The organism is Pseudomonas oryzihabitans (assembly GCF_006384975.1).
Classification (GTDB): Bacteria; Pseudomonadota; Gammaproteobacteria; order Pseudomonadales; family Pseudomonadaceae; genus Chryseomonas; species Chryseomonas psychrotolerans_B.
Map to the genome: position 1 here is coordinate 3144136 of NZ_CP021645.1, position 16759 is coordinate 3160894.

Consider the following 16759-nt stretch of genomic DNA (forward strand, 5'->3'; position numbering starts at 1 on the left):
CCAAACTAACGTTCGGTGAACAATGACGATCAGGCAGTAGCCTTGTCGTCCTTCTTAAGGCTTGCAGGGGGCCAGTTGTCCAGGCGCATACCGAGCGACAGACCACGGGAGGCCAAGACGTCCTTGATTTCGGTCAGGGACTTCTTACCCAGGTTCGGGGTCTTGAGCAGCTCCACTTCGGTACGCTGAATCAGGTCACCGATGTAGTAGATGTTCTCCGCCTTGAGGCAGTTAGCCGAACGAACGGTCAGTTCCAGATCGTCTACCGGACGCAACAGGATCGGATCGATCTCGTCTTCCTGTTCAACCACGACCGGCTCGCTGTCGCCCTTGAGGTCGACGAACGCAGCCAGCTGCTGTTGCAGGATGGTGGCAGCACGACGGATGGCTTCTTCCGGATCCAGAGTACCGTTGGTTTCCAGGTCAAGCACGAGCTTGTCCAGGTTGGTACGCTGCTCGACCCGAGCGTTTTCCACCACGTACGCCACGCGACGCACCGGGCTGAACGAAGCGTCGAGCTGCAGACGACCGATAGCACGGGTTTCGTCTTCTTCGCTCTGACGTGCATCGGCGGGCTCATAGCCACGACCGCGCGCGATTTTCAGCTTCATGTTCAGCGAACCGTTGTCCGCCAGGTGAGCGATGACGTGATCGCCGTTGACGATCTCGACATCGTGATCGACCTGAATGTCGGAGGCCAGAACTGGCCCCTGACCTTTCTTGCTCAGGCTCAGGGTGACTTCGTCACGGCCGTGCAACTTGATGGCCAGACCCTTGAGGTTGAGCAGGATCTCGATCACGTCTTCCTGCACGCCTTCGATGGCGCTGTATTCGTGCAGAACACCGTCGATCTCTGCTTCGACTACCGCGCAGCCAGGCATGGAGGACAACAGGATACGCCGCAGCGCGTTGCCCAAGGTATGGCCGAAACCACGCTCGAGAGGCTCGAGGGTGATCTTGGCACGGGTCTGACTAACCGCCTGCACATCGATATGGCGGGGGGTCAGGAACTCATTTACCGAACTCTGCATGGATGCACCTACTTTCTAGCCCTTACTTGGAGTAGAGCTCGACAATCAGGTTTTCGTTGATGTCGGCGGAGAGATCACCACGGGCCGGCACGCTCTTGAAGGTGCCTTCCTTTTTCTCGGTGCTCACTTCGACCCACTCAACACGGCCACGCTGGCCGCACAGCTCGAGAGCTTGAGCGATACGCAGCTGGTTTTTGGCCTTTTCACGGACAGCGACGACGTCACCGACCTTGACCTGATAGGAGGGAATGTTGACGGTCTGACCGTTAACGGTGATCGACTTGTGGGAGACCAGCTGGCGCGATTCCGCGCGAGTGGCGCCGAAGCCCATGCGATACACCACGTTGTCCAGACGGCATTCGAGCAGTTGCAGCAGGTTTTCACCGGTAGCGCCCTTGCGACGGGCAGCTTCCTGGTAGTAACCAGCGAACTGACGCTCGAGCACGCCATAGATACGGCGGACTTTCTGCTTTTCACGCAGCTGCAGACCGTAGTCGGACAGACGACCGCGACGCTGGCCGTGTTGACCAGGAACGGTTTCCAGCTTGCACTTCGAGTCGAGGGCACGAGCGCCGCTCTTCAGGAAGAGATCAGTGCCTTCGCGGCGGGACAGTTTGCACTTGGGACCAATGTAACGAGCCATTTCTCACTGTCTCCTATTACACGCGACGCTTCTTCGGCGGACGGCACCCGTTGTGCGGGATGGGCGTCACGTCGGTGATGCTGGCGATTTTGTAACCACAGGCGTTCAGGGCACGAACAGCGGACTCACGGCCGGGGCCGGGACCTTTGACGTTCACGTCCAGATTCTTCAGACCATATTCCAGAGCGGCTTGGCCGGCACGTTCGGCTGCAATCTGGGCAGCGAACGGGGTGCTCTTACGGGAGCCACGGAAGCCGGAGCCACCGGAGGTCGCCCAGGACAAAGCGTTGCCCTGACGATCGGTGATGGTCACGATGGTGTTGTTGAAAGAGGCGTGGATATGGGCGATGCCATCAACCACTGTCTTTTTGACTTTCTTACGAGGACGAGCAGCAGGTTTTGCCATGACTAGATTCCTGTCGATTCGCGGATGCGATTACTTGCGGATCGGCTTGCGCGGGCCCTTACGGGTACGGGCATTGGTCTTGGTGCGCTGACCACGGACCGGCAGACCACGGCGGTGACGCAGACCGCGGTAGCAACCCAGATCCATCAGGCGCTTGATGTTCATGTTGATTTCGCGGCGCAGGTCACCCTCGGTGAGGATTTTGGCGACCTCGTTACGCAGCTGATCGACCTGCTCGTCGCTCAGTTCTTTGATCTTGGCGGTCGGCTCGATGCCGGTGGCCGCGCAGATCTTCTGAGAGGTGGTGCGACCGACACCATAGATGTAGGTCAGCGAGATAACAGTGTGCTTGTTATCTGGAATGTTGACGCCTGCAATACGGGCCATTCAGAAAAACTCCAATTGACAGCTACCGACGCCCCGGAAGCCAAGAAAAGGGCGCGCGATATTAACGCTGTAGGAACAAATGATCAACCCGGCAGCACACTAGCTGCCGGGTTAGACGCGTGATTCACACTCAGCCTTGGCGCTGCTTGTGACGCGGTTCAGCGCTGCAGATCACGCGCACGACACCTTCGCGGCGAATGATCTTGCAGTTACGGCACAGCTTCTTGACCGATGCACGAACTTTCATGACAACTCCTCTAACCTTACGGGTAACGGATCAGCGCATGAGGCCGCTGCCGTAGCCCTTCAGGTTGGCTTTCTTCATCAGGGACTCGTATTGATGAGATACGAGATGGGATTGGACCTGGGACATGAAGTCCATGACCACAACCACCACGATCAGCAACGAGGTCCCACCGAGATAGAACGGCACGTTCGCCGCGACCACCAGAAACTGGGGCAACAAGCACACCGCCGTCATGTACAGGGCACCAAACATGGTCAGCCGGGTCAGCACGCCGTCGATGTAGCGCGCGGACTGCTCACCTGGACGAATGCCCGGAATGAACGCCCCGGATTTCTTCAGGTTCTCAGCCACGTCCTTGGGGTTGAACATCAGCGCTGTATAGAAGAAGCAGAAGAAGATGATCCCTGCACTAAACAGCAAGATATTCAGCGGCTGGCCGGGCGCGATAGCCTGAGCTACGTCCTGCAACCAACCAAGCCCTTGGGACTGACCGAACCACGAACCGAGCGACGCCGGGAACAGCAGGATGCTGCTGGCGAAGATCGCCGGAATAACCCCGGCCATGTTCACCTTGAGCGGCAGGTGGCTGTTCTGCGCAGCGAAGACCTTGCGGCCCTGCTGACGCTTGGCGTAGTGCACGGCAATGCGACGCTGCCCGCGCTCGATGAACACCACGAAGGCGATGATGGCCACAGCCACTACACCAACGATGATCAGCGCGAAAATATTGATGTCACCCTGCCGTGCCGATTCGAAGGACTGACCGATGGCGCGGGGCAAGCCCGCGACGATACCAGCAAAGATCAGCATCGAGATGCCATTGCCGATACCGCGCTCGGTGATCTGCTCACCGAGCCACATCATGAACAGAGCACCGGCGACAAAGGTGGTGACAGCGACGAAGTAGAAGCTGAAGCCCACACTGAACGCCACGCCCTGACTGGCGAGTCCTACCGACATCCCGGTGGCCTGAACGAGCGCCAGAACCAGCGTGCCGTAACGGGTGTACTGGCTGATCTTGCGACGACCAGACTCACCCTCTTTCTTCAATTGCTCCAGCTGTGGGCTGATCGCGGTAAGCAGCTGCATGATGATCGATGCCGAGATGTACGGCATGATCCCCAGTGCGAAGATGCTCATCCGCTCCAGCGCACCGCCGGAGAACATGTTGAAGAGGCTAAGAATGGTCCCCTCGTTCTGCCTGAACAGTGCGGCCAGCTGATCGGGATTGATACCCGGAACAGGGATGTGCGCACCGATCCTGTAGACGATGATCGCCAGAAACAGGAATCGGAGGCGGGTCCACAGCTCGGACATACCACCGCTCTTGCTGAGCGCAGAGAGAGCACCTTGCTTAGCCATTTATTCCTCGATCTTGCCGCCAGCTGCTTCGATGGCTGCACGGGCGCCCTTGGTGGCACCAATGCCCTTCAGGGTGACGGCACGAGTGACGTCGCCGGACAGCACGACCTTGACACGCTTGATGTCACGGCTGATCACGTTGGCGTCTTTCAGCGCCTGCAGATCGACGACGTCGACATCAACCTTGGCCAGCTCGGAGGTACGAACCTCGGCACGGTCCAGGGCTTTCAGCGAAACGAAGCCGAACTTGGGCAGACGACGGTGCAGCGGCTGCTGACCGCCCTCGAAGCCGGGAGCGACCTTACCGCCGGAGCGGGAGGTCAGACCCTTGTGGCCGCGACCACCGGTCTTACCCAGGCCGCTACCGATACCACGACCGGGACGCAGCTTCTCACGGCGAGCGCCGGGAGCGGAACGCAGATCGTTCAATTTCATGACTTAACCCTCCACACGCAGAAGGTAGTAGGCCTTGTTGATCATGCCGCGATTTTCAGGAGTGTCCTGAACTTCGACGGTGTGACCGATGCGACGCAGGCCGAGACCCTTGACGCAAGCCTTGTGATTGGCCAGACGGCCGTGGACGCTCTTGATCAGCGTGACCTTGACGGTTGCATTAGCCATGATCAGAGAATCTCCTCGACGCTCTTGCCACGCTTGGCAGCAACAGCTTCCGGCGCCTGCATGTGCTTGAGACCTTCGAAGGTCGCGTACACCACGTTTACCGGGTTGGTGGAGCCGTAGCACTTGGCCAGGACGTTCTGGACACCAGCCACTTCCAGCACGGCGCGCATGGCACCGCCGGCGATGATGCCGGTACCTTCGGAAGCGGGCTGCATGTACACCTTGGAGGCGCCATGGGCAGCCTTGACCGGGTACTGCAGGGTGGTGCCGTTCAGATCCACCTGGATCATGTTGCGGCGAGCGGCTTCCATAGCCTTCTGGATGGCGGCAGGCACTTCACGGGCCTTGCCACGGCCGAAGCCAACGCGGCCTTTGCCATCGCCAACCACGGTCAGAGCGGTGAAGGCGAAGATACGGCCGCCTTTCACGGTTTTGGCTACGCGGTTAACTTGAACCAGCTTCTCGATGTAGCCTTCGTCGCGCTTTTGATCGTTATTTGCCATGACTTAGAACTCCAGCCCGCCTTCACGAGCAGCGTCGGCCAGCGCCTTGACGCGACCATGGTACTTGAAGCCAGAACGATCAAAGGCTACCTGGGTAACACCAGCGGCCTTGGCACGCTCGGCGACCAGCAGACCAACTTTCTTGGCCGCCTCGACGTTGCTGGTAGCGCTCTCGCGCAGTTCTTTGTCCAGCGTAGAAGCGCTGGCCAGGACCTTGCTGCCGTCGGCCGCGATGACCTGGGCATAGATGTGCTGGGAAGAGCGGTACACGCACAGACGGACCGCTTCCAGTTCGCGCATCTTCAGACGAGCCTTGCGAGCGCGACGCAGTCGGGTTTCTTTCTTGACGGTCATTTGCTATGCCCTACTTTTTCTTGGCTTCTTTACGGTGGACGACTTCGTCGGCATACCGTACACCTTTGCCCTTGTAAGGCTCCGGCGGACGGAAACCACGAATCTCAGCCGCAACCTGACCTACCAGCTGTTTGTCGATACCCTTGATCAGGATGTCGGTCTGGTTGGGGGTTTCTGCGGTGATGCCTTGCGGCAGTTCGTAGTCCACAGGGTGAGAGAAGCCCAGAGCGAGGTTCAGCACCTGACCTTTGGCTTGGGCCTTGTAGCCCACACCGACCAGTTGCAGCTTGCGCTCGAAGCCCTGGCTGACGCCGATCACCATGTTGTTGACCAGGGCACGGGTAGTGCCGGCCATCGCACGGGTCTGCTGATCGCCATTGCGAGCAGCGAAACGCAGCTCACCGGACTCTTGGGTAACTTCTACGGACGGATGGACCTTCAGTTCCAGAGCGCCCTTGGCACCCTTGATCGAAAGAGCCTGACCGGCCAGATTCACTTCGACGCCCGCAGGCAGTCTTACGGGGTTTTTAGCAACGCGAGACATGCTGATTCCCCTTAGAAGACTGTGCAGAGCACTTCGCCGCCAACACCAGCAGCACGGGCTGCGCGATCAGTCATCACACCTTTGTTGGTGGAAACGATCGACACGCCCAGACCGCCACGCACTTTCGGCAGCTGATCAACGGCTTTGTACTGGCGCAGACCGGGACGGCTGCTACGCTTGAGTTCTTCGATGACAGGCTTGCCTTCGAAATACTTCAGCTCGATGGACAGCAACGGCTTGGCTTCCGCGCTGACCTGAAAATCCGCAATGTAACCTTCATCCTTGAGGACTTTGGCAACGGCTGCCTTCAGCTTGGAAGAAGGCATGCTCACGACGGTCTTTTCAGCCATCTGGGCATTACGGATACGAGTTAGCATGTCTGCTAACGGGTCCTGCATACTCATGGGCTATTAGCTCCTAATACAGAAACGAGCCTTCCGGCTCTCAAAATCACCCCTCGGCAATAGGCCGATTCGGGCGAGCCGAGCATTCTAGAGATCGGCCAGAAACGAATCAAGCCCCAAGAGGGGCTTGATTCAATTACCGCGATGAAAGGCGCTAACTGTTACCAGCTGGCCTTCACCAGGCCGGGCACGTCACCGCGCATGGCTGCTTCACGCAGCTTGATGCGGGACAGACCGAACTTGCGGTAGACGCCGTGCGGACGACCGGTCAGGCGGCAGCGGTTACGCAGGCGGCTGGCGCTGGCGTCACGGGGCTGCTTCTGCAGGGCGACCTGGGCATTCCAACGCTCCTCGGGAGAGGCGTTGACGTTACCGATGGTCGCCTTCAACTCGGCGCGCTTCTTGGCGAACTTGGCAACCGTCTGCTGACGCTTCAGCTCGCGGTTAATCATGCTTTGCTTAGCCATCTGAAGACCTCAATCAGTTACGGAACGGGAAGTTGAACGCACGCAGCAGCGCACGGCCTTCCTCGTCGGTACGAGCGGTGGTGGTCAGGGTGATGTCCATGCCACGCAGCGCATCGATCTTGTCGTAATCGATTTCCGGGAAGATGATCTGCTCTTTCACGCCCATGCTGTAATTGCCACGACCATCGAAGGACTTGGCATTCAGGCCGCGGAAGTCACGCACGCGCGGCAGGGAGATGGACAGCAGACGATCCAGGAATTCGTACATGCGATCGCTACGCAGGGTCACCTTGACGCCGATCGGCCAGCCTTCGCGAATCTTGAAGCCAGCAATGGAATTGCGGGCATAAGTCACGACCGGCTTTTGACCAGCGATCTTTTCCAGGTCAGCTACAGCGTTGTCGATGATCTTCTTGTCACCGACCGCTTCGCCCAGACCCATGTTCAAGGTGATCTTGGTGATGCGCGGAACTTCCATCACGTTACCCAGCTGAAGCTGCTCTTTCAGCTTGGGCGCGATTTCCTTCCGATAAATCTCTTTCAATCGAGCCATGGTGATCTACCTAGCAGCTTCAGGCCTGGACCGCTTTTTGGGTCGACTTGAAGATACGAATCTTCTTGCCGTCTTCGACTTTGAAACCAACGCGGTCAGCCTTGTTGGTCTCGGAGTTGAAAATGGCAACGTTGGAGACATGCAGAGGGGCTTCTTTCTCTACGATGCCACCCTGAACGCCCAGCATGGGGTTGGGCTTGGTGTGGCGCTTGATCAGGTTGACCCCACCAACGACCAGACGGTCATCGGCGAGCACCTTCAGCACCTTGCCACGCTTGCCCTTGTCCTTGCCGGCAATGACGATTACCTCGTCGTCACGACGAATCTTTTGCATGTCGGCTACTCCTTACAGCACTTCGGGGGCAAGGGAGACGATCTTCATGAACTTCTCGGAGCGAAGTTCACGGGTCACCGGCCCAAAGATACGGGTGCCAATCGGCTCTTGCTTGTTGTTCAGCAGAACCGCGGCGTTACCGTCGAAGCGGATGATGGAACCGTCGGTGCGGCGGACGCCGTGCTTGGTACGCACGACGACAGCAGTCATCACCTGACCTTTCTTCACCTTGCCGCGCGGAATTGCTTCCTTGACGGTGACCTTGATGATGTCGCCGATACCGGCGTAGCGGCGGTGGGAACCGCCGAGCACCTTGATGCACATCACGCGACGAGCGCCGCTGTTGTCGGCGACGTCAAGCATGGATTGAGTCTGGATCATGGCTCTCTACCCTTATACCTGAACGGCGCGCTCGACGACGTCAACCAGGGTCCACGCCTTGGTCTTGGCCAGCGGGCGGGTTTCGCGAATGGTGACCAGGTCACCAATGCGGCACTGATTGGTTTCGTCGTGAGCGTGCAGCTTGGTGGAACGCTTCACGTATTTGCCGTAGATCGGGTGCTTAACGCGACGCTCGATCAGTACGGTCACGGTTTTGTCCATCTTGTCGCTGACCACTCGGCCGGTCAGCGTACGGACAGTTTTTTCAGCTTCAGCCATGATCACTTACCTGCTTGCTGGTTCAGCACAGTCTTGACGCGAGCGATGTCGCGCTTCACTTGCGAGAGCATGTGAGACTGACCCAACTGGCCAGTTGCCTTCTGCATACGCAGATTGAACTGGTCACGCAGCAGGTTGAGAAGCTGCTCGTTCAGCTCCTCTACGGATTTCTCACGCAAATCTTTCGCTTTCATCACATCACCGTCCGCTTAACAAAGGAGGTTTCGAGCGGAAGCTTGGCAGCGGCCAGGGCAAATGCCTGACGAGCCAGATCCTCGGAAACACCTTCGATCTCGTACAGGACCTTGCCCGGCTGGATCTGGGCTACCCAGTACTCGACACTACCCTTACCTTTACCCATCCGCACTTCGAGAGGCTTCTTGGTGACAGGCTTGTCAGGGAAGACGCGGATCCAGATCTTGCCGCCACGCTTCACGTGACGGGTCAGCGCACGACGTGCGGATTCGATCTGGCGAGCGGTCAGACGGCCACGGCCGACAGCCTTCAGCGCGTACTCGCCGAAGCTGACCTTGCTACCGCGATGAGCCAGACCACGGTTGTGGCCGGTCATCTGCTTGCGGAATTTTGTACGCTTGGGTTGCAGCATGTTGCGTACTCCTTACTTAGCAGCAGCTTTTTTGCGCGGAGCCGGGGCTACGGGCTTGAGCTCTTCCTGGCGGCCACCAATGACCTCGCCTTTGAAGATCCAGACCTTCACACCGATCACACCGTAGGTGGTGTGAGCTTCCGCAGTGGCGTAGTCGATATCGGCACGCAGGGTGTGCAGGGGCACACGACCTTCCCGATACCACTCGGTACGGGCGATTTCAGCACCGCCCAAACGACCGCTCACCTGAATCTTGATGCCTTTGGCACCAATGCGGATCGCGTTCTGCACGGCGCGCTTCATGGCGCGACGGAACATGACACGACGCTCAAGCTGCTGCGCAACGCTCTGCGCAACCAGGGCACCGTCGAGCTCCGGCTTGCGGATCTCTTCGATGTTGATGTGCACCGGCACACCCATTCTTGCGGTCAGGTCCTGACGCAGCTTCTCGACATCCTCACCTTTCTTGCCGATCACGATACCGGGACGGGCGGTGTGGATGGTGATGCGTGCGGTTTGAGCCGGACGATGAATATCGATACGGCTTACGGACGCGCTTTTTAGTTTGTCCTGGAGGTACTCACGAACCTTCAAGTCGGCCAGCAGATAGTCCGCATAAGTGCGCTTATCCGCGTACCAGACCGAAGTGTGCTCCTTGACGATACCCAGGCGAATGCCATTGGGATGTACTTTCTGACCCATCTGATCGACTCCGTTACTTGTCCGCAACCTTGACCGTGATATGGCAAGACCGCTTCACGATGCGATCAGCACGACCTTTGGCACGCGGCATGATGCGCTTGAGCGAACGACCTTCGTTTACGAAGACGGTGGAAACCTTCAGGTCATCCACGTCGGCGCCTTCATTGTGCTCGGCGTTGGCCACGGCCGACTCCAGCACTTTCTTCATGATTTCAGCGGCTTTCTTGCTGCTGAAAGTCAACAGGTTGAGCGCTTCGCCCACCTTCTTCCCGCGAATCTGGTCGGCGACCAAGCGGGCTTTCTGGGCGGAGATACGAGCGCCCGACAGCTTAGCGGCTACTTCCATCTTCCTTACCCCTTAACGCTTGGCTTTCTTGTCAGCCGCATGACCGCGATAGGTGCGGGTAGCAGCGAACTCGCCGAGTTTGTGGCCGACCATGTCTTCGTTCACCAGAACGGGGACATGTTGACGACCGTTGTGCACAGCGATGGTCAGGCCGACCATTTGCGGCAGGATCATCGAACGACGCGACCAGGTCTTGATCGGCTTGCGCTCGTTTTTTTCCACCGCGACTTCGATCTTCTTCAACAGGTGAAGATCGATAAAAGGACCTTTCTTCAGAGAACGGGGCACAGTCGAATCCTCTACTGATTACTTGCCGCGACGGACAATCATCTTGTCGGTACGCTTGTTGGAGCGCGTCTTGAGACCCTTGGTCTTGACGCCCCACGGCGAAACCGGATGACGGCCACCGGAAGTACGACCCTCACCACCACCGTGCGGGTGATCGACCGGGTTCATGGCAACACCACGAACGGTCGGACGCACGCCACGCCAGCGAGTGGCACCGGCCTTACCCAGCGAACGCAGGCTGTGCTCACCGTTGGACACTTCGCCCAGGGTGGCACGGCACTCGGACAGCACCTTACGCATTTCACCGCTGCGCAGACGCACGGTGACGTAGGCGCCTTCACGGGCGACCAACTGAGCGGAGGTACCAGCGGAGCGAGCGATCTGAGCGCCTTTGCCAGGCTTCAGCTCGATACCGTGAACGGTGCTACCGACCGGGACGTTGCGCAGCGGCAGGTTGTTGCCGGCCTTGATGGGAGCGCCAGCGCCGGACATGAGCTGATCACCAGCAGCAACACCCTTGGGGGCGATGATGTAGCGACGCTCGCCATCGGCGTACTTCAGCAGAGCGATGTGTGCAGTACGGTTCGGATCGTATTCGATACGCTCGACGACGGCAGGGATGCCATCCTTGTTGCGACGGAAATCGACCAGACGATAGTGCTGCTTGTGACCACCGCCGATGTGGCGAGTGGTGATACGACCGTTGTTGTTACGGCCGCCGGACTTGCTCTTCTTCTCCAGCAACGGAGCGTAAGGCGCGCCCTTGTGCAGATCAGCGTTGACCACCTTGACCACAAAGCGGCGGCCAGCGGAGGTCGGCTTGCATTTTACGATTGCCATGATGCCCCCTGATTACTCGGCGCTGCTGGAAAAGTCGAGATCCTGGCCCGGCTGGAGAGCGATGTACGCTTTTTTCCAGTCGTTACGCTTGCCCAGACCACGAGCGGTGCGCTTGGTCTTGCCCTGAACGTTCAGGGTGCTGACGCTGCGAACCTTGACCTCGAACAGTTGCTCGACGGCCTTCTTGATTTCCAGCTTGGTTGCATCGGTGGCAACCTTGAATACGAACTGCTTCTGGCTGTCCGCCAGCATGGTGGCCTTCTCGGAGATGTGCGGGCCAAGCAGCACTTTGAATACGCGTTCCTGGTTCATGCCAGCAGCTCCTCGAATTTCTTCACGGCGGACACAGTGACCAGCACCTTGTCGTAGGCGATCAGGCTGACCGGGTCGGAACCCTGGACATCACGCACATCGACGAAAGGCAGATTGCGGGCGGCCAGATACAGATTCTGGTCGACAGCGTCGGTCACGATCAGCACGTCGCTCAGGCCCAGGCCGTCCAGCTTGCTGACCAGGGTCTTGGTCTTGGGCGCGTCGACGGCGAAGTCGTCAACCACGACCAGACGGTCCAGACGGACCAGCTCGGCGAGGATGGAGCGCAGTGCAGCGCGGTACATCTTCTTGTTCAGCTTCTGGCTGTGATCCTGGGGCTTGGCTGCGAAAGCCACACCACCGGAACGCCAGATGGGGCTGCGGATCGTACCCGCACGGGCACGACCGCTGCCCTTCTGACGCCAGGGCTTCTTGCCGCCACCGCTGACTTCGGAACGGGTCTTCTGGGCACGGGTGCCCTGACGACCGCCAGCCATGTAGGCGACGACTGCCTGGTGAACCAGGGTCTCGTTGAATTCACCGCCGAAGGTGTGCTCGGAGACTTCGATAGCTTGAGAGCCATTCACATTGAGTTGCATGTTCTCTCTCCTCTCAACCACGGGCCTTGACAGCGGGACGCACGATCACGTCACCACCCGGCGCGCCGGGGACGGCACCCTTGACCAGCAGCAGGTTGCGCTCGGCGTCTACACGCACGACTTCCAGCGACTGAACGGTTACACGCTCCGCACCCAGGTGACCGGACATTTTCTTGCCCTTGAACACACGACCAGGAGTCTGGCACTGGCCGATGGAACCAGGCGCACGGTGGGAAACGGAGTTGCCGTGGGTGTTGTCCTGACCACGGAAGTTCCAGCGCTTGATGGTACCGGCGTAGCCCTTACCTTTGGACTGACCAGTGACATCAACCATCTGGCCGGCTTCGAACAGGGCCACAGTGACTTCGTCACCGGCCTTGTACTCACCGTCTTCCAGGCGGAATTCGAGGACGCTACGACCAGCGGCTACGCTGGCCTTGGCGAAGTGACCGGCTTGCGCCTTGGTCACGCGGGAAGCACGACGCTCGCCCACGGTTACCTGAATGGCGCGATAGCCATCGGTTTCTTCGCTTTTGAATTGGGTTACGCGATTCGGCTCGATCTCGATGACCGTAACCGGAACGGAAACGCCTTCTTCGGTGAAAACGCGGGTCATGCCGCATTTACGACCGACTACACCAATCGTCATGTTGAGAACCTCTTGAGTGTACGGGGCTTTCACCCGCTATGGCCGCCCATTTCAGAGCGTTACACGACTGAAACCTAAAGGTTTCAGCCGAGGCTGATTTGCACTTCAACGCCAGCGGCGAGATCGAGCTTCATCAGCGCATCGACGGTCTTGTCGGTGGGCTGAACGATGTCGAGCACACGCTTGTGGGTACGAATTTCGTACTGGTCACGAGCGTCCTTGTTGACGTGCGGAGAAATCAGCACAGTGTAACGTTCCTTGCGGGTAGGCAGAGGAATCGGACCACGCACCTGAGCACCAGTACGTTTCGCGGTTTCCACGATTTCCTGGGTGGATTGATCGATCAGGCGATGATCAAAAGCCTTCAACCGAATACGGATTTGTTGATTTTGCATTTGACCTCAGACTCCAAGCTTTCCCCTCGGGCAAAAAGGTGCCCGATTAAAGGAGGCGCAATTCTAAGGATGTCGCTCACGACTGTCAAGAACGCCTCTTTTGCCATCTGTCAATTTCACGAGGCAAGAAAAAAGGCCCCGAAGGGCCTTTTTTCCGTTTCAGATCAATCGATTACTCAATGATCTTGGCAACCACGCCGGCGCCGACGGTACGACCGCCTTCACGGATGGCGAAACGCAGACCGTCTTCCATGGCGATCGGAGCGATCAGGGTGACAACCATTTTGATGTTGTCGCCCGGCATCACCATCTCGACGCCTTCCGGCAGTTCGCAGTTACCGGTCACGTCAGTGGTCCGGAAGTAGAACTGCGGACGGTAGCCCTTGAAGAACGGGGTATGACGACCACCTTCTTCCTTGGACAGCACGTACACTTCGCACTCGAACTTGGTGTGCGGCTTGATGGTGCCCGGCTTGGCCAGGACCTGGCCACGCTCCACGTCTTCACGCTTGGTGCCACGCAGCAGCACGCCGACGTTCTCACCGGCACGGCCTTCGTCCAGCAGCTTGCGGAACATTTCAACGCCGGTGCAGGTGGTCTTGACGGTGGCCTTGATGCCCACGATCTCGACTTCTTCCTGGACCTTGACGATGCCACGCTCGACACGACCGGTTACCACGGTGCCGCGACCGGAGATCGAGAACACGTCTTCGATCGGCATCAGGAACGGCTTGTCGATGGCGCGCTCGGGCTCGGGGATGTAGGAGTCCAGGGTCTCGACCAGCTTACGCACGGCAGAAACGCCCATCTCGTTGTCGTCCTGGCCGTTCAGGGCCATCAGCGCGGAGCCGATGACGATCGGAGTGTCGTCGCCCGGGAAGTCGTAGGTGTTCAGCAGATCGCGAACTTCCATCTCGACCAGTTCCAGCAGCTCGGCGTCGTCAACCATGTCGGCCTTGTTCAGGAACACGACGATGTAGGGAACGCCTACCTGACGGGACAGCAGGATGTGCTCACGGGTCTGCGGCATGGGGCCGTCAGCAGCCGAGCAAACCAGGATCGCGCCGTCCATCTGGGCAGCACCGGTGATCATGTTCTTCACGTAGTCGGCGTGGCCGGGGCAGTCGACGTGCGCGTAGTGACGGATCGCCGAGTCGTACTCAACGTGGGAGGTGTTGATGGTGATACCGCGAGCCTTTTCTTCCGGCGCGTTATCGATCTGGTCGAAACCACGAGCGGAACCGCCCCAGGTGTCGGCACAGACTTTGGTCAGCGCTGCGGTCAGAGTGGTCTTGCCATGGTCAACGTGACCGATGGTGCCCACGTTCAGGTGCGGTTTGTTACGTTCGAATTTTTCTTTAGCCACGAGATAAAACCTCTAGTCAAAGCGCTGATTAAGCTTGTTTCTTGATGATGGCTTCGGCGATGTTCGACGGAGCTTCGGCGTACTTGGAGAACTCCATGGAGTAGCTTGCGCGACCCTGAGACATGGAGCGGACATCCGTAGCGTAGCCAAACATCTCGCCCAGCGGAACCTCGGCACGGATGACCTTGCCGGTCACGGTGTCTTCCATACCCTGGATCAGGCCACGACGACGGTTCAGGTCACCCATGACGTCACCCATGTAGTCTTCCGGGGTCACGACCTCGACCTTCATGATCGGCTCGAGCAGCACGGCACCACCCTTCTGGGTGAGCTGCTTGGTCGCCATGGAGGCAGCGATCTTGAACGCCATCTCGTTGGAGTCGACATCGTGATAGGAACCATCGAATACCGCGGCCTTCAAGCCCAGCAGCGGATAGCCGGCGACGACGCCGTTCTTCATCTGCTCTTCGATACCCTTCTGGATCGCCGGAATGTATTCCTTGGGAATCACACCGCCCACGACTTCGCTGGTGAACTCCAGACCTTCCTGACCTTCGTCAGCCGGTGCGAAGCGGATCCAGCAGTGACCGAACTGACCACGACCACCCGACTGGCGAACGAACTTGCCTTCGATCTCGCAAGTGTTGCGGATGGTTTCGCGGTAGGCGACCTGAGGCTTGCCGATGTTCGCTTCCACGCCGAATTCGCGCTTCATGCGGTCCACCAGGATGTCCAGGTGCAGCTCGCCCATACCGGAGATGATGGTCTGACCGGACTCTTCGTCGGTCTTGACGCGGAACGAGGGGTCTTCCTGGGCCAACTTGCCCAGAGCGATACCCATCTTCTCCTGATCGGCCTTGGTCTTCGGCTCGACGGCGACCGAGATCACCGGCTCCGGGAAGTCCATGCGCTCAAGGATGATCGGCTTCTCGATCGAGCACAGGGTGTCACCGGTGGTGACGTCCTTCATGCCGATCAGGGCAGCGATGTCGCCAGCGCGAACTTCCTTGATCTCTTCACGGGTGTTGGCATGCATCTGCACCATACGGCCGACGCGCTCTTTCTTGCCTTTCACCGAGTTGATGACGGAGTCACCGGAGCTCAGCACGCCCGAGTAGACGCGCGCGAAGGTCAGGGTACCGACGAAGGGGTCGGTAGCGATCTTGAACGCCAGAGCCGAGAAGGGCTCGTTGTCGTCCGCATGACGCTCGTCGGTGATTTCCTCGTTGTCCGGGTTGGTACCCTTGATCGCGGGAATCTCGATCGGCGCCGGCAGGAAGTCGATCACGGCGTCCAGAACCAGGGGCACACCCTTGTTCTTGAAGGACGAACCGCAAACGGCCGGGACGATTTCGCAGGCGATGGTACGCTGACGCAGGCCGGCCTTGATCTCTTCGATCGACAGCTCGCCTTCTTCCAGGTACTTGTTCATCAGCTCTTCGTTGGCTTCGGCGGCTGCCTCGACCATGTTGGAGCGCCACTGCTCGGCATCGGCCAGCATGTCCGCAGGAATCTCTTCCTCGCGGTAGGTCATGCCCTGGTCGTCTTCGTTCCAGAAGATCGCCTTCATCTTCAGCAGGTCGATCTGGCCCTGGAAGTTCTCTTCCGCGCCAATGGCCAGCTGAACCGGGACCGGAGTGTGGCCCAGACGCTTCTTGATCTGCTCGACGACGCGCAGGAAGTTAGCGCCGGCACGGTCCATCTTGTTGACGTAGACGATGCGCGGTACGCCGTACTTGTTGGCCTGACGCCATACGGTTTCGGACTGGGGCTCGACACCGGAGGTGCCGCAGAACACCACTACCGCACCATCCAGCACGCGCAGGGAACGCTCCACCTCAATGGTGAAGTCCACGTGGCCGGGGGTGTCGATGATGTTCACGCGGTACTTGTCGTACTGCTTGGTCGAACCGGACCAGAACGCGGTGGTGGCAGCGGAGGTGATGGTGATACCACGCTCCTGCTCCTGCACCATCCAGTCCATGGTCGCAGCGCCGTCGTGAACCTCACCCATTTTGTGGTTCACGCCGGTGTAGAACAGAATCCGCTCGGTAGTAGTCGTCTTACCTGCGTCCACGTGGGCGCAGATACCGATGTTCCGGTAGCGGTTGATAGCGGTTGTACGAGCCATAAGGTCCT

At 58.9% G+C, this 16759-nt stretch carries 29 protein-coding genes; all 29 read right to left on the reverse strand.

Annotation, left to right across the window (positions count from 1 at the left end; translation table 11 throughout):
- Positions 1-29: 29 nt before the first annotated feature.
- On the reverse strand, positions 30-1031 hold the full coding sequence (locus tag CCZ28_RS14035) for a DNA-directed RNA polymerase subunit alpha (protein WP_058760890.1): 1002 nt from the start codon (positions 1029-1031) through the stop codon (positions 30-32).
- Positions 1032-1053: 22 nt separating this feature from the next.
- Positions 1054-1674: a 30S ribosomal protein S4 gene (rpsD, locus tag CCZ28_RS14040; protein WP_017640289.1), complete on the reverse strand. Its 621-nt coding sequence runs from the start codon at positions 1672-1674 to the stop codon at positions 1054-1056.
- A gap of 16 nt (positions 1675-1690) precedes the next feature.
- The gene (gene rpsK, locus CCZ28_RS14045) at positions 1691-2080 is read right to left on the reverse strand and encodes a 30S ribosomal protein S11 (protein ID WP_003281811.1); all 390 of its coding nucleotides are present in this window, start codon (positions 2078-2080) and stop codon (positions 1691-1693) included.
- Positions 2081-2110: 30 nt separating this feature from the next.
- Positions 2111-2467, reverse strand: a complete 357-nt coding sequence (rpsM, locus tag CCZ28_RS14050) for a 30S ribosomal protein S13 (protein WP_007161230.1) — start codon at positions 2465-2467, stop codon at positions 2111-2113.
- A 130-nt stretch (positions 2468-2597) separates the two neighbouring features.
- A complete protein-coding gene (gene rpmJ, locus CCZ28_RS14055) occupies positions 2598-2714 on the reverse strand; it encodes a 50S ribosomal protein L36 (RefSeq protein ID WP_002555468.1) in 117 nt (38 codons plus the stop codon).
- Between the two features lie 30 nt (positions 2715-2744).
- A complete protein-coding gene (secY, locus tag CCZ28_RS14060; protein WP_140218968.1) occupies positions 2745-4076 on the reverse strand; it encodes a preprotein translocase subunit SecY in 1332 nt (443 codons plus the stop codon).
- A complete protein-coding gene (gene rplO / locus CCZ28_RS14065) occupies positions 4077-4511 on the reverse strand; it encodes a 50S ribosomal protein L15 (RefSeq protein ID WP_007161232.1) in 435 nt (144 codons plus the stop codon).
- A 3-nt stretch (positions 4512-4514) separates the two neighbouring features.
- Positions 4515-4697 (reverse strand): 50S ribosomal protein L30, encoded by a 183-nt coding sequence (rpmD, locus tag CCZ28_RS14070; protein WP_007161233.1) that lies wholly within the window; start codon positions 4695-4697, stop codon positions 4515-4517.
- 2 nt (positions 4698-4699) lie between these two features.
- Positions 4700-5200, reverse strand: coding sequence for a 30S ribosomal protein S5 (gene rpsE, locus CCZ28_RS14075; protein ID WP_058760892.1), 501 nt, complete (start codon positions 5198-5200; stop codon positions 4700-4702).
- Positions 5201-5203: 3 nt separating this feature from the next.
- Positions 5204-5554, reverse strand: a complete 351-nt coding sequence (rplR, locus tag CCZ28_RS14080; RefSeq protein ID WP_058760893.1) for a 50S ribosomal protein L18 — start codon at positions 5552-5554, stop codon at positions 5204-5206.
- A gap of 10 nt (positions 5555-5564) precedes the next feature.
- Positions 5565-6098, reverse strand: coding sequence for a 50S ribosomal protein L6 (gene rplF / locus CCZ28_RS14085; protein WP_058760894.1), 534 nt, complete (start codon positions 6096-6098; stop codon positions 5565-5567).
- A gap of 11 nt (positions 6099-6109) precedes the next feature.
- Positions 6110-6502: a 30S ribosomal protein S8 gene (gene rpsH, locus CCZ28_RS14090; protein WP_058760895.1), complete on the reverse strand. Its 393-nt coding sequence runs from the start codon at positions 6500-6502 to the stop codon at positions 6110-6112.
- Between the two features lie 161 nt (positions 6503-6663).
- Positions 6664-6969, reverse strand: coding sequence for a 30S ribosomal protein S14 (gene rpsN, locus CCZ28_RS14095; RefSeq protein WP_140218970.1), 306 nt, complete (start codon positions 6967-6969; stop codon positions 6664-6666).
- 13 nt (positions 6970-6982) lie between these two features.
- Entirely contained in the window at positions 6983-7522 is a 540-nt protein-coding gene (rplE, locus tag CCZ28_RS14100) for a 50S ribosomal protein L5 (protein ID WP_007161239.1), read from the reverse strand.
- A gap of 19 nt (positions 7523-7541) precedes the next feature.
- Positions 7542-7856 carry a 50S ribosomal protein L24 gene (gene rplX, locus CCZ28_RS14105; protein WP_017640283.1) on the reverse strand — a complete coding sequence of 105 codons (315 nt, stop codon included), beginning with the start codon at positions 7854-7856 and terminating at the stop codon, positions 7542-7544.
- A 12-nt stretch (positions 7857-7868) separates the two neighbouring features.
- The gene (gene rplN / locus CCZ28_RS14110) at positions 7869-8237 is read right to left on the reverse strand and encodes a 50S ribosomal protein L14 (RefSeq protein WP_007161241.1); all 369 of its coding nucleotides are present in this window, start codon (positions 8235-8237) and stop codon (positions 7869-7871) included.
- Positions 8238-8249: 12 nt separating this feature from the next.
- Positions 8250-8516 (reverse strand): 30S ribosomal protein S17, encoded by a 267-nt coding sequence (gene rpsQ / locus CCZ28_RS14115; protein ID WP_007161242.1) that lies wholly within the window; start codon positions 8514-8516, stop codon positions 8250-8252.
- A 2-nt stretch (positions 8517-8518) separates the two neighbouring features.
- On the reverse strand, positions 8519-8710 hold the full coding sequence (rpmC, locus tag CCZ28_RS14120) for a 50S ribosomal protein L29 (RefSeq protein ID WP_007161243.1): 192 nt from the start codon (positions 8708-8710) through the stop codon (positions 8519-8521).
- Positions 8710-9123, reverse strand: coding sequence for a 50S ribosomal protein L16 (gene rplP, locus CCZ28_RS14125; protein WP_017640282.1), 414 nt, complete (start codon positions 9121-9123; stop codon positions 8710-8712). The genes rpmC and rplP overlap by 1 nt, the downstream gene beginning before the upstream one ends.
- Before the next feature lie 12 nt (positions 9124-9135).
- Positions 9136-9825, reverse strand: coding sequence for a 30S ribosomal protein S3 (gene rpsC, locus CCZ28_RS14130; RefSeq protein ID WP_007161245.1), 690 nt, complete (start codon positions 9823-9825; stop codon positions 9136-9138).
- A 13-nt stretch (positions 9826-9838) separates the two neighbouring features.
- On the reverse strand, positions 9839-10171 hold the full coding sequence (gene rplV, locus CCZ28_RS14135) for a 50S ribosomal protein L22 (RefSeq protein ID WP_007161246.1): 333 nt from the start codon (positions 10169-10171) through the stop codon (positions 9839-9841).
- Positions 10172-10183: 12 nt separating this feature from the next.
- A complete protein-coding gene (rpsS, locus tag CCZ28_RS14140; RefSeq protein ID WP_007161247.1) occupies positions 10184-10459 on the reverse strand; it encodes a 30S ribosomal protein S19 in 276 nt (91 codons plus the stop codon).
- Positions 10460-10477: 18 nt separating this feature from the next.
- Positions 10478-11299 (reverse strand): 50S ribosomal protein L2, encoded by an 822-nt coding sequence (rplB, locus tag CCZ28_RS14145; RefSeq protein WP_058760897.1) that lies wholly within the window; start codon positions 11297-11299, stop codon positions 10478-10480.
- A gap of 12 nt (positions 11300-11311) precedes the next feature.
- On the reverse strand, positions 11312-11611 hold the full coding sequence (gene rplW, locus CCZ28_RS14150) for a 50S ribosomal protein L23 (protein WP_007161249.1): 300 nt from the start codon (positions 11609-11611) through the stop codon (positions 11312-11314).
- Positions 11608-12210, reverse strand: a complete 603-nt coding sequence (rplD, locus tag CCZ28_RS14155) for a 50S ribosomal protein L4 (RefSeq protein ID WP_007161250.1) — start codon at positions 12208-12210, stop codon at positions 11608-11610. Before rplD ends, rplW begins: the two co-directional genes overlap by 4 nt.
- A gap of 13 nt (positions 12211-12223) precedes the next feature.
- Positions 12224-12859 (reverse strand): 50S ribosomal protein L3, encoded by a 636-nt coding sequence (gene rplC, locus CCZ28_RS14160; protein ID WP_058760898.1) that lies wholly within the window; start codon positions 12857-12859, stop codon positions 12224-12226.
- A gap of 83 nt (positions 12860-12942) precedes the next feature.
- Positions 12943-13254 (reverse strand): 30S ribosomal protein S10, encoded by a 312-nt coding sequence (gene rpsJ / locus CCZ28_RS14165; RefSeq protein WP_003243886.1) that lies wholly within the window; start codon positions 13252-13254, stop codon positions 12943-12945.
- Positions 13255-13426: 172 nt separating this feature from the next.
- Positions 13427-14620 (reverse strand): elongation factor Tu, encoded by a 1194-nt coding sequence (tuf, locus tag CCZ28_RS14170; RefSeq protein ID WP_058766819.1) that lies wholly within the window; start codon positions 14618-14620, stop codon positions 13427-13429.
- Positions 14621-14648: 28 nt separating this feature from the next.
- On the reverse strand, positions 14649-16751 hold the full coding sequence (fusA, locus tag CCZ28_RS14175; RefSeq protein WP_140218972.1) for an elongation factor G: 2103 nt from the start codon (positions 16749-16751) through the stop codon (positions 14649-14651).
- Between the last annotated feature and the right edge of the window lie 8 nt (positions 16752-16759).